The sequence below is a fragment of the Acinetobacter sp. 1542444 genome (genome assembly GCF_000581835.1).
Lineage (GTDB): Bacteria > Pseudomonadota > Gammaproteobacteria > Pseudomonadales > Moraxellaceae > Acinetobacter > Acinetobacter pittii.
This window is the reverse complement of sequence record NZ_JEYA01000004.1, coordinates 282075-306638: the sequence shown is the minus strand read 5'-3', so window position 1 is coordinate 306638 and position 24564 is coordinate 282075. Positions and strand designations below refer to the sequence as shown.

At 39.6% G+C, this 24564-nt stretch carries 20 protein-coding genes; 12 read left to right on the top strand and 8 right to left on the bottom strand.

Annotated features, from left to right (window positions below; all coding sequences use genetic code 11):
• The first annotated feature begins 47 nt into the window (after positions 1-47).
• The 5 genes from prfB to J580_RS16585 all read left to right on the top strand — a co-directional run bounded on the left by prfB (position 48) and on the right by J580_RS16585 (position 4907).
• A protein-coding gene (prfB, locus tag J580_RS16605; protein ID WP_099475557.1) for a peptide chain release factor 2 occupies positions 48-1143 on the top strand; the annotation gives its coding sequence in 2 pieces (ribosomal slippage) (positions 48-119 and positions 121-1143; 1095 coding nt in all).
• Between the two features lie 221 nt (positions 1144-1364).
• Entirely contained in the window at positions 1365-1667 is a 303-nt protein-coding gene (locus J580_RS16600; RefSeq protein WP_002121891.1) for an ArsR/SmtB family transcription factor, read from the top strand.
• 28 nt (positions 1668-1695) lie between these two features.
• Positions 1696-2754 carry an alkene reductase gene (locus J580_RS16595; RefSeq protein WP_032004986.1) on the top strand — a complete coding sequence of 353 codons (1059 nt, stop codon included), beginning with the start codon at positions 1696-1698 and terminating at the stop codon, positions 2752-2754.
• Positions 2755-2910: 156 nt separating this feature from the next.
• The gene (locus tag J580_RS16590; protein ID WP_032004985.1) at positions 2911-4203 is read left to right on the top strand and encodes a 3-deoxy-D-manno-octulosonic acid transferase; all 1293 of its coding nucleotides are present in this window, start codon (positions 2911-2913) and stop codon (positions 4201-4203) included.
• Positions 4200-4907, top strand: coding sequence for a 16S rRNA (uracil(1498)-N(3))-methyltransferase (locus J580_RS16585; RefSeq protein ID WP_032004984.1), 708 nt, complete (start codon positions 4200-4202; stop codon positions 4905-4907). Before J580_RS16590 ends, J580_RS16585 begins: the two co-directional genes overlap by 4 nt.
• On the opposite strand, the gene J580_RS16580 is transcribed toward J580_RS16585, so the two are convergent.
• Entirely contained in the window at positions 4887-5867 is a 981-nt protein-coding gene (locus tag J580_RS16580) for a mechanosensitive ion channel family protein (RefSeq protein WP_002121934.1), read from the bottom strand. The genes J580_RS16585 and J580_RS16580 overlap by 21 nt on opposite strands.
• A gap of 113 nt (positions 5868-5980) precedes the next feature.
• Positions 5981-6556 (bottom strand): DUF805 domain-containing protein, encoded by a 576-nt coding sequence (locus J580_RS16575; protein WP_032004983.1) that lies wholly within the window; start codon positions 6554-6556, stop codon positions 5981-5983.
• Positions 6557-6850: 294 nt separating this feature from the next.
• On the opposite strand from J580_RS16575, the gene acs reads away from it, so the two are divergent.
• Entirely contained in the window at positions 6851-8800 is a 1950-nt protein-coding gene (gene acs, locus J580_RS16570; RefSeq protein ID WP_032004982.1) for an acetate--CoA ligase, read from the top strand.
• 41 nt (positions 8801-8841) lie between these two features.
• On the opposite strand, the gene J580_RS16565 is transcribed toward acs, so the two are convergent.
• On the bottom strand, positions 8842-9384 hold the full coding sequence (locus J580_RS16565; RefSeq protein ID WP_032004981.1) for a cysteine hydrolase family protein: 543 nt from the start codon (positions 9382-9384) through the stop codon (positions 8842-8844).
• Positions 9385-9489: 105 nt separating this feature from the next.
• Between J580_RS16565 and J580_RS16560 the strand changes: the two genes are divergently transcribed.
• On the top strand, positions 9490-9903 hold the full coding sequence (locus tag J580_RS16560) for an Lrp/AsnC family transcriptional regulator (RefSeq protein WP_014207916.1): 414 nt from the start codon (positions 9490-9492) through the stop codon (positions 9901-9903).
• A 94-nt stretch (positions 9904-9997) separates the two neighbouring features.
• On the opposite strand, the gene sfnG is transcribed toward J580_RS16560, so the two are convergent.
• Positions 9998-11110 carry a dimethylsulfone monooxygenase SfnG gene (sfnG, locus tag J580_RS16555; protein WP_032004980.1) on the bottom strand — a complete coding sequence of 371 codons (1113 nt, stop codon included), beginning with the start codon at positions 11108-11110 and terminating at the stop codon, positions 9998-10000.
• Positions 11111-11154: 44 nt separating this feature from the next.
• Positions 11155-11892 (bottom strand): FMN reductase, encoded by a 738-nt coding sequence (gene msuE, locus J580_RS16550; protein ID WP_005066848.1) that lies wholly within the window; start codon positions 11890-11892, stop codon positions 11155-11157.
• 376 nt (positions 11893-12268) lie between these two features.
• On the opposite strand from msuE, the gene J580_RS16545 reads away from it, so the two are divergent.
• Positions 12269-12919 carry a response regulator gene (locus J580_RS16545; protein ID WP_032004979.1) on the top strand — a complete coding sequence of 217 codons (651 nt, stop codon included), beginning with the start codon at positions 12269-12271 and terminating at the stop codon, positions 12917-12919.
• Between the two features lie 44 nt (positions 12920-12963).
• Here the strand turns inward: J580_RS16545 and J580_RS16540 are convergent, their stop codons facing one another.
• Both J580_RS16540 and J580_RS16535 read right to left on the bottom strand, forming a co-directional pair.
• Positions 12964-13731 carry a hypothetical protein gene (locus J580_RS16540; protein ID WP_017387555.1) on the bottom strand — a complete coding sequence of 256 codons (768 nt, stop codon included), beginning with the start codon at positions 13729-13731 and terminating at the stop codon, positions 12964-12966.
• A gap of 389 nt (positions 13732-14120) precedes the next feature.
• On the bottom strand, positions 14121-17618 hold the full coding sequence (locus J580_RS16535) for a PAS domain-containing hybrid sensor histidine kinase/response regulator (protein ID WP_032004977.1): 3498 nt from the start codon (positions 17616-17618) through the stop codon (positions 14121-14123).
• Between the two features lie 181 nt (positions 17619-17799).
• On the opposite strand from J580_RS16535, the gene J580_RS16530 reads away from it, so the two are divergent.
• From J580_RS16530 to J580_RS16515, 4 genes are all read left to right on the top strand, one after another.
• Positions 17800-18132, top strand: a complete 333-nt coding sequence (locus J580_RS16530) for a DUF485 domain-containing protein (protein WP_000372818.1) — start codon at positions 17800-17802, stop codon at positions 18130-18132.
• A 1-nt stretch (position 18133) separates the two neighbouring features.
• Positions 18134-19849, top strand: a complete 1716-nt coding sequence (locus J580_RS16525; protein ID WP_032004976.1) for a cation acetate symporter — start codon at positions 18134-18136, stop codon at positions 19847-19849.
• 172 nt (positions 19850-20021) lie between these two features.
• Positions 20022-20714: an ion channel gene (locus tag J580_RS16520; protein WP_032004975.1), complete on the top strand. Its 693-nt coding sequence runs from the start codon at positions 20022-20024 to the stop codon at positions 20712-20714.
• A gap of 166 nt (positions 20715-20880) precedes the next feature.
• On the top strand, positions 20881-22848 hold the full coding sequence (locus J580_RS16515; RefSeq protein WP_032004973.1) for a BCCT family transporter: 1968 nt from the start codon (positions 20881-20883) through the stop codon (positions 22846-22848).
• A 59-nt stretch (positions 22849-22907) separates the two neighbouring features.
• On the opposite strand, the gene omp33-36 is transcribed toward J580_RS16515, so the two are convergent.
• Positions 22908-23810 (bottom strand): porin Omp33-36, encoded by a 903-nt coding sequence (omp33-36, locus tag J580_RS16510; protein WP_032004972.1) that lies wholly within the window; start codon positions 23808-23810, stop codon positions 22908-22910.
• Positions 23811-24564: the final 754 nt, after the last annotated feature.

Sequence of the window (24564 nt, the reverse complement as noted above, 5' to 3'; positions counted from 1 at the left end):
TATGCTAAAATAATTGACTGTTTATCTGCTCTTATGGGAACACTCGCGTGGAAATTAATCCTTATCTAAACCAATTGAAAGACTTAACTGATCGTAGCCAAACACTACGGGGGTATCTTTGACTACGATCTGAAAAAAGAACGTTTAGAAGAAGTTTTACGTGAGTTAGAAGACCCGGCGATCTGGAATGATCAAAGCCGCGCTCAGGCGATGGCGAAAGAAAAGGGCGAACTAGAAAACGTTATTAATGTATTGGATGGCTTATCTACACAGCTTGAAGATGCAAAAGCGATGTTAGATTTGGCTGTAGAAGCCGACGATGAAAGCCTGCTTGAAGATGTTCAGTCTGAGCTTGGTGCTGCCGAAGACGAACTGGCTAAACTTGAATTCCGTCGTATGTTTAGCAACCCGATGGACCCGAATCCTTGCTATGTTGAGATTCAATCAGGTTCAGGTGGTACAGAAGCACAAGATTGGGCGTCTATGCTTTTACGTATGTATATGCGCTGGATTGAACGTCATGGTTTTAAAGCAGAACTTATGGAAGTGTCTGACGGTGACGTAGCCGGTATTAAATCAGCAACTATACGTGTGGAAGGTGAATATGCCTACGGTTGGTTACGCACAGAGTCAGGTGTACACCGTTTAGTTCGTAAATCACCATTTGACAGTGGCAACCGTCGTCACACTTCATTCTCTGCGGTATTTATTTCCCCAGAAGTTGATGACAATATTGAAATTGATATCAATCCTTCTGATGTTCGTACCGATACGTACCGTGCATCTGGTGCAGGTGGTCAGCATATTAACAAAACTGACTCGGCTGTACGTTTGACTCACATCCCAACAGGTATTGTGGTGGCATGTCAGAACCAGCGTTCGCAACATGCTAACCGTGACCACGCATGGAAACAGTTACGTGCGCGTTTATATGAATTAGAAATGCAAAAACGTAATGAAGCAGCTCAAGCTCTAGAAGACTCGAAGTCTGATATTGGTTGGGGAAGCCAAATTCGTTCATATGTATTAGATGATTCTCGTATTAAAGATTTACGTACGGGTGTTGAAAACTCTAATACAGGTGCTGTTCTTGATGGTGACCTTGATCGTTTTATCGAAGCGAGTTTAAAACAAGGTTTATAAGAGTCTGCTGAACTTTTAGTTTAAATACAGTTCATCTATGAATATGTAGAACTCTTGGATTTTTAGCGATTAAAACGGCAAAGCAGTTCAGCCTTCGAATGTTAATCGAAAAAATGCGATATTAATATCGAAAAAAATAGATATGAATATCGAAAAAATGCGATATTATGTTTTCGAAATGCTGAACAAAGCTTTGTTCGTTTAAAAGACGTGTTGAGCCTATGGATATTGATGCAATTAGCAAAGCCCTTTCCAACCCTCTACGTCGGCAAATTTTGCAATGGTTAAAAGAACCTGCACATTATTTACCGGTGGAAGAATGTGGTGGTAGTTTTGAGAAGGGTGTTTGTGCAGGTCATATTGAACGTTTGGGTAAAGTAGCTCAGTCTACGATGTCTAATCATTTGTCTGTGTTACAACAGGCGGGGCTTATTCAGGTCCAAAAATATGGTCAATGGTCTTATTTTTCACGTAACGAAGCTTTGATTCAGCAATATATCGAACATTTAAAACAAACACTTTAAATTATTAAAAGTGTAAGTCGAGGCGATTATGGCTGAACTCAATACTCCTTTAACGGTTGGTGATTTTGAAATCAAAAATCGATTGGTCATGGCTCCATTAACGCGTGCGCGTAGTGGTGAAAGCCGAGTGCCTAATGATTTAATGGTTGAATACTATCAACAACGTGCAAATGCTGGTCTAATTTTGACTGAAGCAACAGTGATTGGTTCAAAAACTGTGGGTTATGCAGACACCCCAGGGTTATGGTCACAAGAGCAGGCACAAGCTTGGAATAAAATTATTGAGGCAGTCCATGCTCAAGGTTCAAAAATTGTAGCTCAACTTTGGCATGTAGGTCGTATTTCGCATCCTGAACTTTTAGATGGCGATATTCCTGTTGCACCAAGTGCAATTCAACCTGCGGGTGAAGTGAGTTTATTACGTCCTAAACGTCCTTATGTAACACCGCGTGCACTTTCAGTTGAAGAGATTCAAGAAGTTATTGCTCAATACAAACATTCAGCAGAACTGGCTAAAGCAGCAGGTTTTGATGGTGTTGAATTACACGCAGCGAATGGTTATTTAATTGACCAGTTCCTTCAAAGTAATACCAATCAACGTGATGACGAATACGGTGGTCCTGTTGAAAACCGTGCACGCTTATTATTAGAAGTCGTTGATGCATTTATTGAAGTGTGGGGCGCAGGCCGAGTAGGTGTACATATTGCACCGCGTGGTGATTCACACGATATGGGAGATGAAAACCCATTAGCAACTTTTGGTTATGTAGTTGAACAACTTAACCAACGTAATGTTGCTTTCATTTTCTCTCGTGAATATGAAGCTGCTGATAGTATTAGTCCTAAACTTCGCGAAAAATTTAATGGTGTATGGATTGCCAATGAGAATCTAACACCAGAATCAGCAAAACGTATCTTGCGTGAAGGTCAGGCAGATGCTGTATCTTTTGGTAAAGCATATATTGCTAACCCAGATCTTTTACAGCGTTTAGAAAAAGACTTGCCATTAAATGAACTTCAACCAACAACTTTATATGCTAAAGGTGCTGAAGGTTATACAGACTATCCAGCACTAGAAGCTTCGTAATTTTTTGAACAGATGATTTACTGACCTCTTTAATTTATGGGCTCAATAAATCGCTTTTCTTGTAATGGTAGAGTTTAGGTATCGAAACTCTGCCATTTTTTCTATCTATGTTATATTTTCCCCAGTTTTAAACTTTGACTATTTGAGGCAAACCGCTTGGCGACCCCTTTTTGGTACAACACCGCACTCCATTTATTAAAACCTTTTTACCAATGGCGGATAAAAAGACGTGCAGAAAGCCAGGAATTATATAATCAGGAATGTCTTGAAAGATTTGGGCCGTTTGAGTCTCCGAAAAATGTAAGAGCAATTTGGTTCCACGCTGTTTCGGTTGGAGAAACCAATGCTGCGCAGCCTTTAATCGAGCATTATCTTAAACTCGGTCAACCTGTATTAGTTACGAATACAACAAAGACGGGGCAGGCGCGTGCCAAATCATTATTTTTAAAAGCACCTTATTTAGATCTATTTCAAGCAGTTTATTTGCCTGTTGATCAAAAGCATCTTTTAAAACAATTTTTTGAGTTATATCAGCCAAAGCTTTTAGCATTGGTTGAGACTGAGCTTTGGCCAAATTTAATTGATCAAGCCAAGCTACAGCAGGTTCCTTGTTTATTATTAAATGCGCGATTATCAGAAAAATCAGCAAAAGGTTATAGCCGCGTTTCAGGGCTAACAGCAGGAATGCTGAAACAAATTGACTGGGTGCTGGCACAAGATAATGCGACTCGACAACGTTATGTAGAACTTGGTTTAGATCAACAAAAAAGTCAGGTAGTTGGAAATATTAAGTTTGATATCCATGCACCTGAGGCTTTTATAAATCAGGCTGAGCAATTACAACAACAATGGTATTTGGGGCAGCGTAAAGTCCTAACAATTGCCAGTACACATGCGCCAGAAGAACAACAAATTTTGCAGGCACTTGCACCTTATCTAAAGACAGATCCAGATTTAGTTTGTATTGTCGTGCCTCGACATCCTGAACGTTTTGATGAAGTATTTGAAATTTGCCAAAACCTAGATTTAATTACTCATCGTAGAAGTATGAATCATAGTATTCACGCCAGTACACAGGTTTATCTGGCGGATAGTATGGGTGAGCTTTGGCTATGGTATGCCTTAAGTCAGGTGTGTTTTGTGGGGGGATCACTTAATGAACCAGGTGGTGGGCATAATATTTTAGAGCCTATGGTTTTAAATGTACCGACCGTAATTGGACCTCGTTACTTTAATTTCCAAACCATTGTTGATGAATTTATTGATGAAAATGGTGTGCTCATTGCTCAAGACGCTGAGCAAGTTGTAGCAATCTGGATGGCATGTTTAGCCGAGCCTGAAGAAGCAAAGCAGGTGGTTGAGCAGGCGCATAAAGTTTTGCAGCGTAACCAAGGTTCATTACAAAAACATATTGGCGTAATTAATCGGTATTTGGCCGAAAAACCATGAATATCGTTTTGTTAGAATCTGATGATGTTCAGTCAGAGTTATGGTTAATTCGCTCAAAGCGCCAATTACAGCATTTACGTGAACATCTTGATATTACGGTGGGCCAAAATCTAAAAGTTGGTGTTCGTAATGGCGCACGCTATACCACTGAAATTGTTTCGATGAATGAGCAAGAAGTTTGTATACGGCCTATCACTGAAGAAGTTGTACCTGCAAAACTTCCAGTACATTTAATCGTAGCGTTACCAAGGCCCAAAGTTTTACGCCGTTTAATTATGGATAGTGTGACTCTAGGTGTTGAAAGAATTAGTTTGATTCATAGTTACCGCGTAGATAAAAGCTATTGGCAAACTCCATTTTTGCAACAACTTGATAACTATGTGACTTTAGGGCTTGAGCAAGCAGGCGACACCATTGCTCCTGAAATTCAATTATATAAACGCTTTAAACCTTTTGTTGAAGATATTCTACCAAACTTAATTTTAAAGGAAAGTCCCGCCTATGTGGCTCATCCGTATGCCGAGCAGAGCATGCCAGTTAATATTCCGCATGCGTGCAGTGTAGTCGTTGGACCCGAAGGCGGCTTTATTCCCTATGAAATTGATTTGCTCACAAAAAACGGCTGCCAAGCTGTGAGCTTAGGCAACCGTATTTTAAGAACTGAAACGTCTATTTCTTATATTTTAGGTCGTCTCTTTAGTTGATGCTTCTGGGTTTAAAAGTGGCTGATTTGAAGCCATTTTTAATTCCTGAATTGGGTAAGGAATATTAATTCCGTTCTCATTGAAAGCTTGTTTTACTTGAGCTTGGATTGTGCTTGTAGATGAGGACATATCAGTTTCAGTAGTATCAACCCACCAACGTACAGTCAGGTTAACCGAGAAATCTGCCAAAGCTGTAACATTAACCGAGAAAGCTGGCTGACTGAGTACATTTCGGTCATTATTAAGAATATCTAAAATAATCTGTTTAGCTTTTTGTTCATCGTCGTCATATCCAATTCCGACTACAAACTCACAACGTCGTTGCTGATAAGCCGTATTTACAGTTAAAGCACTCGTATAAACAGTAGCATTTGGAATAACAATGCGACGGCCATCTGGTGAACGTAAGAATGTTGCACGAATTTGAATATCTTCAACAGTTCCTTCAAGTGAATTGACCACGATGGAATCGCCAATACGGAACGGTTCGCTCAATAAAATCAAAATACCTGACAGCAGGTTCTGAAAAATATCTTTAAATGCGAAACCAATGGCAACCGAACCGATTCCTAACGCACTCATGAGTTGTCCTGGTGTAAAACCTGGGATCATGATGACAAGTGCAATTAAGAATCCAAAAAATAAAATTGTCGTACTTCCTACACGGTTTAGAACCAACACTAGGTTTTGGCGCGTATAAGAACGATTTTCTAAGGTTTTACGAACAAAGAACTTAAATAATTTGGTGAGTAGCCAAAAAATAATAAAAACGATAATCGCAATACAAATATAAGGCACACGTTCCCAGAAGCTATCCACGATTTTATCAATAGTGGTATAGGCATCATGATACTTTTCGGTATGGGCTAAAACCGTTTGAGTGGTTTTAGTACCTGCTTCTTGCAAAAGTTCGCCTGTATTTTTTGCAACATCCGTTAAGGATTTTTGTTCATCAGCCACGACAAGTCTCTATTTTAAAAAGTTATGAAAGCGATGATCGGCCTTCATTATAGTAGGAGATAAAATGTGCGCCTACTATAATGAGTTCATCTGAATAATAAAGTGTTTTTTAATTAAAAGTATTCCGTTCCTTTTTGTAAGATTTGTGACGGGGTTTGAATAGTATCGGTGCCAGAGAAGTAGTAAAAAAAGCCTGCGGTAGAAATAAGGCTAATTAAAATAGCCAATAAAATAAACCAAGCCATTAACTTTTCTATAAACGTTGATGGTCGAGCTGGACCATATTGATTTGGACCTGCTGTACCTGAGGCAAGCAGTAAATAAATCATAAAAAAGAACTGAACAACTGGAATGAATAGTAGTAATCCCATCCAACCACTTTTATTTAGATCATGCAAACGTCGCACGACGAGAACAACATTTAAATAAATCAGGAATAGCCAAAAAGCCCAGACTACCAAAGCACTGAGGCCAGAAAGAGAGCTATAAAACTCAAAATTAAATAAATTACTTGAAAGCTGAAAACTCCCAAGAAAGGAGGCCAGAATAAAATAACCCACGATTGTGACTAAATAAATCAGTCCATATCCACCTAAATAACTCATACGGTTAAAACGGCCATGAATTGAAAAAGGGCTATCTTTTAAAGGCAGCTGTGGTGGGCGTGAGGAAGTTGTTTGGGCAAACATATTATTTTATTCCTAGGTTGCATATGAGAGACAAAATAATCTTTGTTGATGATCAAAACCATCAAATATTGAAAAAATTATAAAAGTAAAAGCTATAGACAAATGTTTTAAATCAACTTAATTTTATAAAAATGTTCATAATTTCGTATGCTTGAGTAAGTGGTTAATATATGACCAAAGTCGCATTGTCTAGGCTTTGAAAGAGTCATCATACTGCAAAGGCATGCAAATAAGATCCAGTAAAATAATAGCCACAGTCTCGAGATGGGATGCACAAGATCAAGGAAGTTGCGTATGAATGAGATCTATCCAGTACCAGAGGAATTTAAAAAAACAGCTCGTACTGTTGAAGCAGACTACTTTAAACGTTATCAACACTCTATCGAGAACCCAGATGAATTCTGGGCAGAGCAAGCTAAAATTGTCGATTGGATAAAGCCATTTACCCAAGTTAAAAATACCAGTTTTGACAAAGACAATTTCAAAATTGAATGGTTTGCTGATGGTGAGTTGAACGTGTCAGCAAACTGCCTAGACAGGCATCTTAAAGAACATCCACATAAACCTGCAATTATTTGGGAAGGTGACCATCCTTCTCGTCATAAGATTGTCTCTTATAAAGAATTACACGACGAAGTCTGCCGTTTTGCCAACGTTTTAAAGAAATATGGCATTGGTAAAGGTGACCGCGTTGTACTGTATATGCCAATGGTGACAGAAGCTGCAATTGCCATGTTAGCTTGTGCCCGTATTGGTGCTGTTCACTGTGTGGTATTTGGTGGGTTCTCGCCAGATTCTTTAGCAAGTCGTATTGAAGATAGCCAAGCGAAACTGGTGATTACCGCAGACTCAAGTCTACGTGCCGGAAAACTATTACCACTCAAAGAAAATGTTGATTTGGCTTTAGCATTGCCGGGTACTGAGTGTGTTGAAAATGTGATTGTGGTTTACCGTAATGCAAACCCGATTGAAATGAAGCCTGGTCGTGATTTGTGGTATCACCTCATTATTATGGAGGTTGATGCAAACTGCCCTCCAGAGCCGATGAAGGCAGAAGACCCTTTATTTATTCTTTATACATCGGGCTCGACAGGTAAACCGAAAGGTGTGTTGCATACGACAGGCGGTTACTTAGTTTATGTAACCAGTACCTTTAAAGAGGTCTTCGATTTAAAACAAGATGATGTGTATTGGTGTACAGCCGATATCGGTTGGATTACAGGGCATAGTTATCTAATTTATGGGCCGCTGGCAAATGGTACGACCACCTTAATGTTTGAAGGTGTACCTCAATATCCAACATGGGCACGTCTTGGTCATGTGGTCGATAAACATAAAGTTTCTATTTTATATACAGCACCAACCGCAATTCGCGCCATGATGCGAGAGGGTGATTCGTTTGTACGTGAAAGTAACCGTAGCAGCCTGCGTTTACTTGGTTCGGTTGGTGAACCAATTAACCCTGAGGCTTGGAATTGGTACTACAATGTTGTTGGTGAAGGCCGCTGCCCGATTGTTGATACATGGTGGCAAACCGAAACAGGCGGTATTTTGATTGCTCCATTGCCGGGTGCAACAGCTTTAAAACCAGGTTCAGCAACACGCCCATTATTTGGGATTCACCCCGCCATTGTGGATGGTGAGGGTAATGAGCTAGAAGGTGCGGTTGAAGGTAACCTTGTGATTAAAGATTCATGGCCAGGCCAGATGCGTACCATTTGGGGTGACCCAGACCGCTTTATTGAGGCTTACTTCTCGACCTTTAAAAATACTTATTTTACGGGTGATGGTGCTCGCCGTGATGAAGATGGCTATTACTGGATCACAGGTCGTGTTGACGATGTCTTAAACGTTTCAGGTCATCGTCTGGGCACAGCTGAAATTGAAAGTGCTCTTGTTTCGCATGAATCAGTCGCAGAAGCAGCAGTGGTGGGCATGCCTCATGATATTAAAGGACAAGGTATTTGTACTTTCGTGACCTTACAGGCAGGTGTTGCAGAATCGGAAGAGCTGCGTAAAGAGTTAATCAACTGGGTACGTAAAGTGCTTGGACCTGTGGCTTCACCTGATGCACTACATTGGGCACCAGCGTTACCTAAAACGCGTTCCGGTAAAATCATGCGCCGTATTTTAAGAAAAATTGCAGCGAATGAGCTAGATAGTTTAGGTGATACCTCAACCTTGGCTGAGCCTGCAGTGGTAGATCAGTTAATTACAACGGTTTATCCTGATAAGCAGAACTAATTTTAAAAAAGCCCCATCTGGGGCTTTTTTATTGCTTTCTACTAAGAGCTTGCTAAAAAGTCAGCAGTATTTTGTACATTTGCAAACATACTTAGCGCAGTTAAAAAAGCAGTTTGTACGTCTTCAGCTTTTACAGTTTTTCCGTCATGGCTTAAATCGCGAGTTGCGGTTGCATCTGCAATTAAGATGGGTTGATAGTCAAGTTCTTTGGCTGCACGTGTACCTGAATCAATACACATATGCGTCATCATGCCTGTAATCACGAGTTGCTCAATTTGATGTGCTTTTAAAAGCTCGTCTAAATTAGTTTCTAAAAAACTGTTTGGATAATGCTTTGTTACGATTAATGAATCACTGCCAGCACTGAGTTCAGGATGAAGTAAAACCCCATCTGTATTTTCTTGGAAGAAACTCGCTTGTGGCGGGTTAATATGCTGCACATAAATGATGGGCAAGTTTTTCTCGTTAAAATATTGTTCGAGCTGCTTTATTTTTTCTAGTGCTTGATCTGGTCCAACCAATTCCATTTTGCCATTTTTAAAATAATCATTTTGTACATCGATAACTAATAATGCTTGTTTCATGAGATTACTCTTGTTGATATGAGATAAAACAAGATTATTCTCTGCTTGAAAAATCGGCTATAGTCAGATGAAAGCATTACCGCCAGTTTTCTTTCACCATGAAAAATGAATATTGAATTAGACCCGATTGATCTAAAAATTATTGCATTACTCAAACAAGATTCTCGTCTGACAAATAAAGACATTGGGCAGCGCGTCCATCGAACAGGACAGGCGGTGGGTGCTCGAATTGCTCAGTTAATGGATGCAGGTGTTATCAAAAACTACACCATTGCCGTGCAATATTCGCATAAGCAATTTATTCATTTGCATTTAAATGAACAACGCGCATTTGAAGAAATTGAAAATTTGGTTAAGCAATATGAACAAATCGATGAATGCTTTAAAGTCATGGGCAATGCTTGCTATATGATTGTCAGCCATTTTGAACCCGCTGCCTTAAATGAATTTATCGAAAAACTTTCAAAATGGTGCCGTTACTCAGTTGAAACTGTGATTCGAGAAGTCGAAAAATCTTAAAAAACAAAGGCTCCAAGCCGAGTCTTGGAGCCAATAAATTCTTTATTTTTAATTTATTGTTTTTATTATCTTGCGCTGTTTTAACTGGGGTTTTTTAGGCTGATTTAGCTTGGATTTCTACCTCCTTTTCCTGTTGAAGTTCTAACTGACGAACGAGCGGCAGAACTTTTTCTCCGAAATATTCCACCTCTTCAATAAAGTGTAAAAATCCGGAAAGAATCAAATCAACACCTACATTTTTGAGTGCCACAATACGCTCTGCAATTTGCTGCGGCGTACCAATTAAATTGGTTTTAAAGCCATCGTTGTATTGCACTAAGTCTTCAAAACTTGATTTTGCCCAGTTACCTTGTTGCTCTGGTGAAGCAGCACCTGCTTCACGTGTAGCATCTCCAAATGCATTTACCGCTTCAATATTGGCTTGATCAATAATTTCTTGAAGTACTGCTTTTGCTTCTTCTTCGGTATCTCTGGCAATGATGAATGCATTTACCCCAATTTTGACATGATGGTTATTGGCTTTTGCTTTAGTACGAATATCTTCAACTTGTTTTTGAATTTCTTCTACTGTATTACCGTTAGTGAAATACCAGTCGGACACGCGAGAAGCCATGTCACGTGCAGCACGTGAGCTACCGCCTTGGAAAACTTCGATATAAGGCTTTTGCAAAGGTTTTGGTTTAAGCGTGTAGTTTTGGAACTGGTAGTATTTACCATTGAAACTATAGTTGTCGGTGGTCCAGATTCCTTTTAGAGTGCGAATAAATTCTTCAGAGCGAACATAACGTTCATCATGCTCAGGCCACTCTTCACCAATGGCATCAAACTCGCCTCTGAACCAGCCACTAACAACATTAATAGCAATACGGCCTTGAGTTAAATAATCAATCGTTGCAAGTTGTTTAGCGGCAAGTGCCGGTTTCCAAGGGCCGGGCAGAATAGCCGCAATGACCTTTAATTTTTCAGTTTTTGCTAGTAATGCATGACTGAAACTTACCGATTCATGTTGGTTTTCTGCCCCGTCCCCCGCCGTAAAACGAATTTGGGTGAGCGCATATTCAAAACCATTGTTTTCGGCAGCCTGTGCAAGTCGAACATTGTAGTCATAACTCCAGTCTGTACGCTGTTCGATGTTACTCACTACAAGGCCACCGCTTACGTTTGGTACCCAATAAGCAAATTTAATTGGTTGTTGTAATTGCGTCATGGTTCGCTCTCCCCATTCGTTCTTTTTATTTAGCGATATTGCGCTTAGGCAACATGCGTTAATGATTTGCCAGACTTGTGATGCAAACGAGATTCTGCCGCATCAAGGTCTGGTACAGCCGCTGAAGGTAATACTTCTTCTTGTTCAATTTGCTTGTTAATACCAAGCTCTTGATTTGCTTGCTGTGATTTAGATTTAACCACTTCAGCACGTTTACCTTTCGCTGGCGCCCATTCTAAAATTGGTAATGCGCGTGCCACTGCTAACGTAATACGATCTGATAATTGCTCGCTTTTGACCGTATATTCAGGAGTAAAGTCACGATCGGTCGCATATACGCCAATTGGTAAAGTTTGTGCTTGGAAGAAGCTAAATAATGGACGAAGTTGATGTTCAAGTACGAGTGCATGACGATCACTACCGCCCGATGCTGCTAAAAGTACAGGCACATCGACTAAAGCAGTCTGTTCAACAAAATCGAAGAAATGTTTGAAAAGACCTGTAAAAGAAGCACGGTAAACGGGTGTACCTACAATTAAAGCATCTGCTGCTTCAACTGCGGCAAGGTCATCTTGTACGCGCTGTGGAAGTTGATTGCGATAAAATGCGCCGCCTAATAGAGGCCCGATTTCGCTTAATTTAATGAAGTGAACTTTAATATCGATTGCTTCTGATAATTCATCAAGAATGGCTTGAACCAGACTTTCCGTTTTAGATGGGGTATTTAAGCCACCAGAAACAGCAACAATATTTAAAGGTTTTGGTGATGTGATACCAGTCATAATTTGGTTCCTAAGCCTAAAACAAGAGATTGGACTTATTAATCAACAACGACGGTAAACTGTAAAATAACGAAATTGGTCAACCTTATCAGTTTTAAATATAAAAGATAAATAGTGGATTTTTATACTTTGTTTTTCTATTAAGTTGCTGTTTTTATTTTATATAATTATAGGTGATATATTTTTTATAATAAAAAGGAAGCTTATATAAAAAACAGATTAATTTTGATTAAAAGTTAAAAAACATCTCAAAATCTTGGCTAAGTTCTGCATTTATCAACATTTTGCATAAAAATGGATAAGATGAACGTATCTTTCATCTAAATAGTAGGGTTACAATAGGCCATACTTATGCTCAAGATTACTTTAATCGCTTATGAATATTTTAATCGTTGATGATCATCCTTTGTTTCGTCATGCTTTAATTCAAGCAGTACGTTATAGCCTGCCACAGGCACAAATTCATGAAACAGCCTCGGTTGATGAGTTTTATGAGCGTTTGGAAAATGGGGCAGAACCTGATCTGGTATTACTCGATTTAAATTTACCGGGTGCTTCAGGCTTTTCGGCTCTGGTTTATGTAAGAGCACAGTATCCATCTATTCCGATTATTGTGGTTTCTGCACATGAAGAAACTTCAATTATTCAGCGTGCAATTGCACATGGTGCGATGGGTTATATTCCTAAGTCGGCTCATCCAAGCCATATTGGCGAAGCGATTCGTCAAGTCTTAGAAGGTGATATCTGGTTGCCACCTAATTTGCCATCTAATCTTAACCTTGACCCAAGAGCAGCAGATGAAACTGCTTTAGCTGAACGTATTCAATCTCTAACACCTCAGCAATTCCGTGTTTTGATGATGGTTGCGGAAGGTTTGTTAAATAAACAAATCGCATATGAGCTTGATGTTTCAGAAGCAACGATTAAAGCTCACGTAACGGCTATATTTAGAAAATTAGGTGTGCAAACCCGTACACAAGCCGTATTGGCCATTAGCGCACTCAATATTGAAGATAAGAAAATTTAAAAAGAAAAAAGACCTCGATTGAGGTCTTTTTTTATAGATGTCACTTAAGCAAGGCAATCTTGCTTAGGTGTTAGGCTGTCGCAGTACAAAGGATTGAGTGCACATTGCAAATCATCAATTTGATCTTGAGTCACATAGCCTTTCATTTTTAAATATTCAGCTACGCGGTCATCGCGTAGGCTTAAGAAGGCTGCATCATAAACGCCTAAATCAACAAAAAGTGCAGCTGTTTCTAGGCTGTTGAATCGATCAAGGAAAATATCATTGCCATACATCAAGAAGATATGGTCGAGTTTTGCTTTTTCATCAACATGGAGTCGTTCAGCAAGTTGATCTGGATGCGTTTTAATAAAGAGTAAATCCGATAATTCATCAAACTGAGTCATATCTAACTGATTCTCGCCGAGTTTGACATGACCAAGCCAAGCTTTGAAAACGAGTACAGCACCGCCACGGAGTAGCATGCTCCAGATTTGATGACGTGTGTCATGGTCAAGATTTTCACTTTCAGCGCTAAGAACTTTTAAGAAATTTTCTTCTTGTTGTGCCAATTTATCAAATAAACCTAAACCTTGCGGATGATAAGCCGCAGGTGCAAATACATCAAAATTTAGATCATGAAATACATTAAGTGCGAGGGGGACGGCGCACTGATAAATTGTATTTAACGCTTTAATGTTTGCTTCATTGAGCTTGCTGTGAGGGAAAATACTTTGCCAATCTAATTCAGGAAGTAAAGCATTGGCACTGTATTGACGATAAAACTGTTGAGACGAAAGTTGGCCTTGTGGGCTGTTATCAGAAATATTCATGGCAATTGTCCTTTGCATTAATTCGTGAGCAGGGGTGCTTAATATGGAAATGGGTTATAAAAATAGCTGTACATAGAATAAATTGGTTTTGAATATTTATGTGTCATGAAGAATGCAAGTAGAATACGACTAAAGTCGTATATGGTTGTTTTTGTCTAATTATAATTTTAAAAAACAGGAGCTTATGAAATTGTAACTAAGTGTACAAGTGTTCACTTACAAAAAAGGTGAGCTTTGCCATAGAAAAAGGCCTAATGGAAAGTTTGGCCAATTATTTAATCAACAAAAGTAGACTTTTTGAGCAGTTCTGCCTATTGGCTTAAATTAGACCAATAATTTTTGCCAAAAATCTCTCCCAAACTTATTAAAAGGTTTGGGAGAGAAAAAAATTAATCTGTCTCACTGGCAATTTTAAGACCCGATAGCCATGCTCTTAGAGAAGCTGGTTTAAGCGGTTTTTTGAGTAAAACAATATTCAGTTCTTTCAATTGTTGAGGTAACTCAGGATGAGAGTCGGCTGTAATCAGAGCAACCGGAACATCATGTTGACGATTTTGCAAAATAAAATCGACACCGAGTTGGTTATTGTTTAAATGCTGATCGATAAGCCAGACTTGAATATTCTCTTTTTGAATAATCTCAAATGCTTGTTCTGGTTCAGTGGCTTTAAAAACTTCGTAGCCCCATCGACCTAATAAGCTACTCATGCCCTCAAGAATTGTTTCATCATTGTCTAAACATAAAATTCGGTAAGCCTTAGTTTTTAAAGGCACTGCTTGTACGGTTGGGGCTATCAGTTTTGGAGCTTCTACCACCGGAACCTCAATCATAAAGCAGGAGCCTTTATCGAGTTGCGAATAGACATGGACTGGATAATTCAACAAACCAGTCATACGCTGCACAATAGCAAGACCCAAACCTAAACCTTGCTCACCCCAAGGTGATAAATGCCCACAGCGTTCGAATTCTTGAAATAGTTTAATACGTTGCTCTTCGGCAATTCCGGGACCTGTATCCCAAACACCAATTCGAATATGACCAGGTTTTTGAGCCGAACGTAATACACCGACAATCACTCTGCCTTTGGCGGTATAACGCAGTGCATTACTTACAAAGTTTTGGATAATACGTCGTATCCACTGTGGATCTGTGTCAATCCAGAACGATACATCGTGAACTTTGAGTGAAATATTTCGCTGAGCAGCAATCGATTTAAACTGGAGTTCAAGATCGCTTAATAAATCGTGCAGAGGATAAGGCTGTCTTTTGGGTTGTATGGTGCCACCTTCCAAACGCGCAATATCGAGTAGAGCAGAGAGCATACTTTCTGCGCCATACAGAGCGCGGTCAAGTTGTTGTAGAGTTTGACGGTCTTCTTCGGTCGCAATGCTTTGTTCAAGAACTGTACTAAACAGACGGGCAGCATGCATAGGTTGTAATAAGTCATGACTGGCCGCTGCAATAAATCGGCTTTTTGACATATTGGCCATATCGGCTTGTTCGCGTGCAAGCTGTTGCTCAGTTAAAGCATCGGCAAGTTGTTGGGTTCGGTCTTTTACGCGGGCTTCGAGTATTGCCTCATTCGCACGGAAAGCAGTAATGTCAGCGAACGTAGTCACAAAGCCTCCACCTGAAATAGGATTACCACGCATTTGAATAACGCGTCCGTCTTTACGAATTCGTTCAAATTCATGCGCACTTCCGACTTTCATCCAGTGTAAGCGTTTACGAACATGTTCTTCGACTGAACCGGGGCCACATTCGCCGCGTTCAGCGTTATAACGAATCAGATCGGCAATTGGACAACCCACATAAACTAAATCTTTAGGGTAGCCAAATAGTTTTAAATATTGGTTATTCCAAGCCACCAAACACATGTTTTTATCAACCACACTTACCCCTTGGGTCATGTGGTCAATCATGGTCATCAGCAAGTTTTGATTGAAACGTTGCCATTGCGAGGCTTGGTCTAAAATATTGGCGACTTGGCCTAATGCCAAACCATTGTTAATCATTGCTGTAGTGAGCAACGTACGTGCAGAGGCTGCGCCGATAATTCCAGCTAGATATTGTTCAGTGAACCGCCACCACATGCCATTGGCGATACTATTTGGGTTGAGCGTGAGATGATTTTGTTCACAAAAGTTCTCGAACGCTTGTGTTGTGGGTTGCTCACCTGTAATTCTTTTAGCAAGAGCGAACAAATCGCCTACTTTTAAACGTGCAGCATCGTGCGGTAAATAAGTTAAGTCGGTAGAAGTGTGCGGTGATGGCAGGGGCTTAGTTTCATAGTAGAAAAAGCTTTCTGCCTGAATTTGTTCTGCCACACTTGGGCGGTAAAGTTTAGAAATCCAAATATATAAAACAATATTTAAACCGAGTGACCAAATAACGCCGTGTGTAAGTGGAGCAAATGATTCAAAGCCAAAAAGTGATTCTGGACGTAATGCATTAATTCCAAAAGGGCCAAAAAGCAAAATACTCTGGGCTGTTTCTTGATAGGCTTCCGGCAAACTACGTAAGATGGTTGGAAATAGTAATGTGTAACTCCACATTAAAAAGCCAACAATAAGACCTGCATAAACGCCTTGGCGACTTCCACCTCGCCAATACAATCCTCCAATTAGTGCAGGAGCGAATTGAGCAACCGCACTAAATGCCAATAAACCAAATACTGAAAGCTGGTTAATATCATTAAAGAAATGGAAGAATAAAAAGCCAAGTAACATCACCGCGACAATACTAATACGACGGCTGAATTTAAGAACTTTAGGTAAATGTTTATCGTGACGTGATAGCAGCTTAAAACGCCATAGTGCGGGCATAATCAAGTCGTTACTGAGCATGATAGATAATGCAACTGATGACACCAGTAACATGCCTGTTGAGGCAGAGAACCCACCTAAAAAGGCCAGTAGGGCTAACCATTCTTGGTTATAACTCAATGGTAATGAGAGTACTGCCACATCAGGCACAGTTAGGAATTTTGGCGCTGCATGCAAAGCCCAGCTTGCAATCGGGATAATAGCTAAAATCGTTAAAATGAGATAAGCCGCAAACCATTTACGTGCACCGCGAATGTGCTTTTCATCGCGTAATTCGACAACAGCCACATGAAACTGACGGGGTAAACAGATAATTGCCAGCCCTGCCAATAATGTCTGAATCCAGAAAGTTTCAGGCACCCCAAATAACTGAACTTCTTGAAAGGTTTGGTTTACGTCGGCTGAGACTTGTACTAAGTTCGCGGGTGCTTCAAAAATAAAAAATAAAGCGACACAGATTAGGGCGAATAATTTTACAAAAGATTCAAATGCCACCGCTAACATGAGGCCACCATGCTGTTCGGTATTCGCGATCTGCCTTGTACCAAAAATCATGGCCAAGATCGCAAGGACACTAGTTAAAAGCAAAACGCTATTGGTAGTCGTATGAATATGAGCATTTTGCTCCAATATGACTGATGTACTTAAGGCAATTGCACGTAACTGTAGGGCCAGGTAGGGAATAATCGCAATGACTGCCAAGATCGTAACCAGCGATGCCAATACACCGCTTTTGCCATAACGTGCAGCAACAAAATCGGCAATTGAAGAAATTGCATGATGCTGACGTACTCGGCCTAAACGTCGCCAGATGTCATAACCAAACCAGACAAATAGGAGTGGACCTAAATAAATAGGTAAGAAAATGACGCCTTCTCGGACGGCAGCTCCGGTTGCACCATAGAATGTCCAAGATGAACAGTAAACACCTAAGGTCAAACTAAACAAGAACATCCGGCCACGTGTACTCAGGCGGCTAGCATGCTTCTCGCCAAAAAAAGCACAAATAAATAAGAGTGCTATATAAAGAGTGAGTACCCCAATAATCAGCCAGCTGTTCATATGACCTACATGATTAAAACCTTGCGCCTATCATACCGCAAGCAGAAACAAAGCTATAAATTGATTAAATTTTAACGACCAAAGTCTAAGTTACGAATTACACGTTATTTTGCTAATTTTAATAATGAGAAACTACTATTAAAAAAGTGACCAAGGTTGGGCACAGGCAAGGAGTTTGGTTATGGATCAGAGCCAAGTAGAACAGATTCTACGCAATCCAAAGTTTCAAAAGATGGTCAAGAAAAAAAGTGCATTAAGCTGGACGCTCACAATCATTATGTTAGTGCTTTATGTGGGCTTTATGCTACTTGTTGGCTACAACAAAGAATTTTTAATGAGTTCATTTAGTGGTGGTGTAACGACATGGGGTATTCCACTAGGCTTAGGAATTATTGTTTTATCTTTCCTACTGTGTGGCGTGTATTCCTATATCGCAAACAATACCCTTGACCAGTTGAGTGAAGAAGCGTTGAAGGAAGTTGAAGCCATCACGCATGAGAAAGGATTACACTAATATGAAATGGAATTCATTAAAAGCGAAAGCCTTATTGGCAGCAGCATCGCTATATTCAACTGTTGCTATGGCTGGTCCAGATTTGGGTGAAGCCGAACAGCAAGCCACTAACTGGCACGCTATCATCATGTTTGTCATCTTTGTTGGTTTCACTTTGTTTATTACTAAGTGGGCTGCAAAACAAACTCAATCAGCACAAGATTTCTATACCGCAGGGGGCGGAATCAGCGGTTTTCAAAACGGATTGGCAATTGCCGGTGACTATATGTCAGCAGCATCTTTCCTTGGTATTTCCGCGATGGTGTTTAGTTCGGGTTTTGATGGCTTACTTTATTCTCTTGGGTTTATGGTAGGTTGGCCAATCGTTTTATTCTTGGTTGCAGAGCGTTTACGTAACCTCGGTAAATACAACCTTTCAGATGTAGTGTCATTCCGTCTCGAAGAAAAACCGGTCCGTACTTTAGCTGCCTTAAGCTCGCTTGTGGTTGTGGCATTCTACTTGATCGCTCAAATGGTAGGCGCGGGCCAGCTCATCAAATTACTATTTGGTTTGAACTATAACATCGCTGTTGTCATCGTTGGTCTATTAATGATGGCATACGTAATTTTTGGTGGCATGTTGGCAACGACATGGGTACAGATCATTAAAGCGGTTATGTTGCTTAGTGGTGCGACTTTCATGGCATTCATGGTGATGAAAGCGGTTGGTTTCAGCTTCAGCAACATGTTCACTCAATCAATTGAAGTATTCAGTAAAGTTCACAGCGTAAGCTTTGAAGAAGCTGCAAAAATTATGGGTCCGGGTAAACTTGCCGCAAACCCGATTGATGCATTGTCTCTTGGCTTGGCACTCATGTTTGGTACAGCGGGTCTTCCACACATTCTTATGCGTTTCTTCACTGTAAAAGATGCAAAAGAAGCGCGTAAATCAGTTGTGGTTGCGACAGGTTTCATTGGTTACTTCTATCTTCTAACTTTCATTATTGGTTTCGGTGCGATCCTTTTCGTATCAAACAACCCTCAATTCCTTGATGTTGCAAAAATGGCAGTATCAGGCAAGCTTGAACTTGTTGGTGGTAACAACATGGCAGCCGTGCATTTAAGTGATGCTTTAGGCGGTGACTTATTCATGGGCTTCATTTCAGCAGTAGCGTTCGCAACGATTCTTGCTGTTGTTGCTGGTTTAACACTTTCAGGTGCATCTGCAATCTCACATGACTTATACGCTAACGTATTCAAGAAAGGTCAAACGACTCCAGCTTCAGAACTTCGTATGTCAAAAATTGCGACACTTGGTTTAGCAATCTTTGCCATGATTTTGGGTATCTTGTTTGAAAAGCAAAACGTAGCATTCATGGTGGGCTTAGCGTTCTCTGTGGCATGTTGTGCAAACTTCCCAATTCTTGTTCTTTCAATGTTCTGGAAAGGTTTAACTACTCGTGGTGCAGTTATCGGTGGTGTGGTTGGTCTTGTAACAGCGGTAGTCCTTATTGTTCTGTCTAAAGCGGTTTGGGTAGATACTTTAAAAATCTCTGATACACCAGTTAACCCATTCAATGGTCCTGCATTATTTGCTATGCCATTGTCATTCCTTTGCTGTTGGTTCTTCTCGGTGACTGACAACTCTGCACGTGCTAAAAAAGAGCGTGCTGCATTCGATGCCCAATATGTTCGTTCAATGACAGGTATTGGTGCTTCTGGTGCATCAGATCACTAAAATCAAAATGGATTAAATATCTATCTCATTAAAAGCCTTGCGGGGCTTTTTTTGTTGATCGGAGACATTAAAGTGAAAGAAGCTCTTTAATAAAGAACAACTTGTTTGTCCTATTTTTTGTACAGTATGATTTCCTATAATTCAAAACATAATGAAAAAGGAAAATAATTAAATGCGATCTATCATGGACTTCTGGGCGAGCTTTCGACTGCTACCTTCTGCATGGTTGCTGCTTGTGCAATTTATCCTACTCATTTTGGCCATGCTCACTTTTCATGATGTATTTTACCGGACCCTAACGTGGGCTTTAGGAGTGCTTGCCCTACTTATTATTGCTAAGGTCATTCGTCAAACCCCAATGTTTACTTTTCTGGGATTAACTTTTGTCAGTGGAGCGATTATATCCTCCGTCTTTATTTTATTAGGCTATAACAATTTAACGATTCAGATTTTTGCCCATAGTTGTGAAGCGCTGGCTTACTTTTCGGCTGCTTACGGTTTATTTCGTTATATGTTTGCTGATCGATATTTAACAAGAGATGAATTATTTGCAGCCGCCGCGGTTTTTACTTTGCTTGCTTGGGGCTTTGCATTCCTCTACAACATTTGTCAGCTATTGATTCCTGCTAGCTTCCAAAATCCAAACAATGTTCATCATTTGCAGACTTGGTTAGATCTACTGTTCCTGAGCTTTAGCTTACAGTCAGCAACAGGTTTATCTGATTTAATGCCGCTTAGTCCACCAGCACGCGTTTTAGCCATGCTACAAATGTTTTGTGGCGTGATGTATCTCGCTTTGATTGTCACACGTTTAATTGCTCTACAGTACATTGCCCATCCAACAAAAAAGGATTCTGACAAATAAAGGAGAAGGTGTTTTAATTTTTTACACCTTTGTAACTGCAATATTATTTAAGTTTATTTAAAGTATTATCGGCTTTCTCTATTGAAAGATTTAACTTTGTTCATTCTGTGAATGTCTTTATTGGCTTTATGCCTGTCACTTTTCATTAAAATAACATGGAGGAGTTATGCCTTCCAAACAACCAGGTTGGTTCGCAAACGTTAATCCTAACGTATTTTTTGGTACGGTCATTATCATTGCTTTGTTCTTGGCAGTTGTGGTGATCGCCCCGAGTTCTTTTGAACTTCTAACGCAGCAATTAAAACAATGGATCACCGATTCATTTAGCTGGTTTTATGTTTTATCTGTAGCCTTCTTTCTCATTTTATTGATTTATATCGCCTGTTCATCAATAGGTCGAATTAAATTAGGACCTGACCATAGTCAGCCTGAATATAATAATGGGTCTTGGTTTGCCATGCTGTTTACAGCAGGGATGGGTATCGGTCTCATGTTCTTCGGGGTTGCCGAACCTGTCATGCATTATGTTAATCCACCAAGTGGAGATGCTCAGACTATTGAGGCAGCACAGCAAGCATTAAGGGTGACCTTCTTCCACTGGGGCTTGCATGCGTGGGCTATTTACGCAGTGGTCGGATTGGCATTGGCTTATTTTGCTTATCGACATAATTTACCGTTAAAGACCCGTTCAGCCCTTTATCCTCTCATTGGTAAGAAGATTTATGGGCCTTGGGGCGACAGCATCGATATATTCGCGACCATTGGTACGGTATTTGGTGTAGCAACTTCTCTAGGGTTTGGCGTTACCCAGATTAACTCGGGTTTACATTATTTGTTCGGTGTCGAGCAAAGCACCCATATTCAAGTATTACTGATTATTTTTGTGAGCATTTTAGCTTCCTTGTCTGTGTTCTTAGGTCTAGATAAAGGGGTTAAACGCTTATCAGAGCTAAACTTAGTCTTAGCCTTAATATTATTAGTTTTTGTTTTTATCGCTGGTCCTAGTATTTATTTACTCCAGACTACTATTCAAAACACTGGGCAATATATCTCTAACCTTTTTACCATGACATTCAATTTATACGCTTATCAGCCGAATGGATGGATTGGTGGTTGGACAATTTTATATTGGGCTTGGTGGATTTCTTGGTCGCCATTTGTGGGTATGTTTATCGCAAGGGTTTCACGTGGTCGTACCATTCGAGAATTTATTGTAGGGGTTCTCCTCATCCCGACAGGCTTTACCATTATCTGGATGGGCTTTTTAGGAAACGCTGCATTATTTAGCATTATTCATGAACATCAAAACACTCTTATTCAGGCTGTTCAGCAAGACTCATCAGTAGCTCTATTTGAGTTTTTAGGACACTTACCGTGGTCAGGTGTCATGAATATTTTGGCTACCGTTTTAGTTGTTTTATTCTTTGTGACCTCTGCTGACTCGGGAGCATTGGTAACAGACTACTTAACTGCAAAAACTGAAAATTCACCAACTTGGCAGCGTTTGTTCTGGACAGTACTGATGGCTGTACTCGCCATTATTTTATTGTTAGTCGGTGGTTTGGCTGCGCTTCAATCTTCCATCATTATGAGCGCATTGCCGTTTACTGTGGTTATGCTGTTCATGAGTTGGGGATTAATAAAAGCATTGCATCTTGATGTCACGAAAATGCAAGCAATTCAGGAAGCTCGAATTACCCCACGTGCCATTCATAATCCAAGAAGCTGGCAACAGCGGCTAGGTTTAATCATGCACTATCCTCATAGTGAAGAAGAGGTTAGAGAATATATCGAAAAACAAGTGGATCGTGCGTTTGAAAATATCAAACATGAATTTAGACGCCGTCATTTAGAAGTTTCAATTACTCAACTTGAGGATGGGATGCAACTTCGAGTCGATCATCACAATGAAATTAATTTTATTTATAAAGTTGTTTCACGTGAAACAGTGCCACCAAGTTTTTTAATTGGACGTACTGAAGCCGAAGATGGGCAATATTTCCAAGCTGAAGTGTTTTTAAGAGAAGGTGGACAGAACTATGATGTAATGGATTGGACTCAAGAAGATTTAATTCAAGACATTATCGATCAGTATGAACGTCATCTATATTTCTTAAATATTGTACGAAGCTAAATTTAGTTGTAAAAAAAGGACTCATTTGAGTCCTTTTTTAATTCGATTTCTAAATTAAATTAGAAACGGAATTTAGCATTTAAGCCGATAGTTTGTGTATCGTAGCTAGACTTTTTAACGTCAGCTTTCATGTACGATGCACCAACTGCTACAGATGGAGTAATGAAGTAGTTTACGTTACCACCCCAAGCTTGACGGAATTCACCAAGGTCATTGCCTTTGATGTCAGCTGAACCATCGTTACCAACGAAAGAAGCGCCAACGCTTAACTTAGGAGTTAAGTAAAGGTCAGTTTTCAAACCGTATTGGTTTTCTTGACCGAAAGCACCAGCAGCTTCAAAACCAATTGCCATGTTAGTTCCATCGATTGGACCTACATATTTAGCACGAGCTGTAACAGCATCTTGGTCGTCTTGAATCGCAGCAGTTTGGTTCGCAGCAGTGTAGATACCGTTGCTGATGATACCGAAGTTATCTAAAGCGAATTGGTTTGCAACGCTTGTATAACCAACAGTCATTAAGAAGTTAGGTAACAACATAGCACCAACTTCTAATGCATAACGGTCACCGTTGTCATCACGAGAGATAGCGTTTTTACCATCAACATCAGTGTGGTTATAAGTTGCGCTAGCGTATACAGGAAGGTAAGGAGTAGGAACGTAAGCCTCACCTTTAACGCCGTATGTACCAACGTGGTAGTTTAAACCGTTATTTTGGTCATACTGTTGGTAGCTATAACCTAAAGATACGCTAGAAGCTTGGTTCAAGAAAGCTGCTTCAGCTAAAGGACCCTTAGCGGTATCAACATTTTTTAAATAGAATGTACCAGCAACGTCACCAGTGAAGTTTTTATCGTTTGCAGTTGTGTCAACATATTCAGATTGACCTTGAACTTCAAATTGATAAGCATGAGCACCGGTCATGGCTAATAATACAGCAGTGGCTAAACCAAGTTTTTTCATAATCATTTCCAGCATTAACAAGAGATAAAGCTGGGGTCATTGTATTGTAACAATTTATGAAGTCAATAATCTAGAAAAGGTAATGTTAAAGATATTTGACACTTATGTTAAAATTGGTGAAAAACTAGTCAAATGAAAAGTAATTTGTCAACCTGATAAAAAAATGAACATTTACAATAAGCTAATAATTATATTTCATCAGGAATTAAGAAGTAAATGTTAAAAAGATATTACAATTGTGATTGGAAAAATAGATTGTGTTAATCGGTTTTAACATTAACAAAAATATAGCTATGTTTACAATGCGTGTAAAAAATCGCCATTTTATTGTCAAATTCGTTTTATTTTGAGGAATAGTTAACAATATTTGGATTAGTTTAACTAAAAAATTTAACTATTCTTAATTATTATATAAGTGAATAAAATAAAAGAAATCTCTATTTTAAGTTGAAAAAACGATTAAAATTTTAATCCTGATTAATTTAATCAACTTTACAAAGGTAGAAGTAAATCACATAATTCGATTGCAAAGTTCACTGCCTAACGTTTTTAGGATTTAAAGTGCTTGCCCAGATACGATGTGTAGAACACATCAGATTTTACGAGCTCAGCTTTCCCCAAGGTTGAGCTTTTTTTTATCTGTAAGAAAATCTAAAAATTATAATAAGAGTTATGTGAATTTTGTTGAAAAAATAAGAGGCCAAAAAGAGCCCAGCTTAAAGCTGGGCAGTGGATGCTGGGAGAGGCATCCAAG

Excerpts from the sequence above, each read along its gene's own strand:
- msuE (WP_005066848.1), bottom strand. The coding sequence starts at position 11,892 with ATGACTGGTATCACATCACCAAAACCTTTAAATATTGTTGCTGTTTCT.
- sfnG (WP_032004980.1), bottom strand. The coding sequence starts at position 11,110 with ATGACGCAATTACAACAACCAATTAAATTTGCTTATTGGGTACCAAAC.
- J580_RS16585 (WP_032004984.1), top strand. The coding sequence starts at position 4,200 with ATGAATATCGTTTTGTTAGAATCTGATGATGTTCAGTCAGAGTTATGG.
- J580_RS16600 (WP_002121891.1), top strand. The coding sequence starts at position 1,365 with ATGGATATTGATGCAATTAGCAAAGCCCTTTCCAACCCTCTACGTCGG.
- J580_RS16575 (WP_032004983.1), bottom strand. The coding sequence starts at position 6,556 with ATGTTTGCCCAAACAACTTCCTCACGCCCACCACAGCTGCCTTTAAAA.
- J580_RS16540 (WP_017387555.1), bottom strand. The coding sequence starts at position 13,731 with ATGAATATTTCTGATAACAGCCCACAAGGCCAACTTTCGTCTCAACAG.
- J580_RS16530 (WP_000372818.1), top strand. The coding sequence starts at position 17,800 with ATGGATCAGAGCCAAGTAGAACAGATTCTACGCAATCCAAAGTTTCAA.
- J580_RS16565 (WP_032004981.1), bottom strand. The coding sequence starts at position 9,384 with ATGAAACAAGCATTATTAGTTATCGATGTACAAAATGATTATTTTAAA.
- J580_RS16545 (WP_032004979.1), top strand. The coding sequence starts at position 12,269 with ATGAATATTTTAATCGTTGATGATCATCCTTTGTTTCGTCATGCTTTA.
- J580_RS16525 (WP_032004976.1), top strand. The coding sequence starts at position 18,134 with ATGAAATGGAATTCATTAAAAGCGAAAGCCTTATTGGCAGCAGCATCG.
- J580_RS16515 (WP_032004973.1), top strand. The coding sequence starts at position 20,881 with ATGCCTTCCAAACAACCAGGTTGGTTCGCAAACGTTAATCCTAACGTA.
- omp33-36 (WP_032004972.1), bottom strand. The coding sequence starts at position 23,810 with ATGAAAAAACTTGGTTTAGCCACTGCTGTATTATTAGCCATGACCGGT.
- J580_RS16520 (WP_032004975.1), top strand. The coding sequence starts at position 20,022 with ATGCGATCTATCATGGACTTCTGGGCGAGCTTTCGACTGCTACCTTCT.
- J580_RS16535 (WP_032004977.1), bottom strand. The coding sequence starts at position 17,618 with ATGAACAGCTGGCTGATTATTGGGGTACTCACTCTTTATATAGCACTC.
- acs (WP_032004982.1), top strand. The coding sequence starts at position 6,851 with ATGAATGAGATCTATCCAGTACCAGAGGAATTTAAAAAAACAGCTCGT.
- J580_RS16560 (WP_014207916.1), top strand. The coding sequence starts at position 9,490 with ATGAATATTGAATTAGACCCGATTGATCTAAAAATTATTGCATTACTC.
- J580_RS16595 (WP_032004986.1), top strand. The coding sequence starts at position 1,696 with ATGGCTGAACTCAATACTCCTTTAACGGTTGGTGATTTTGAAATCAAA.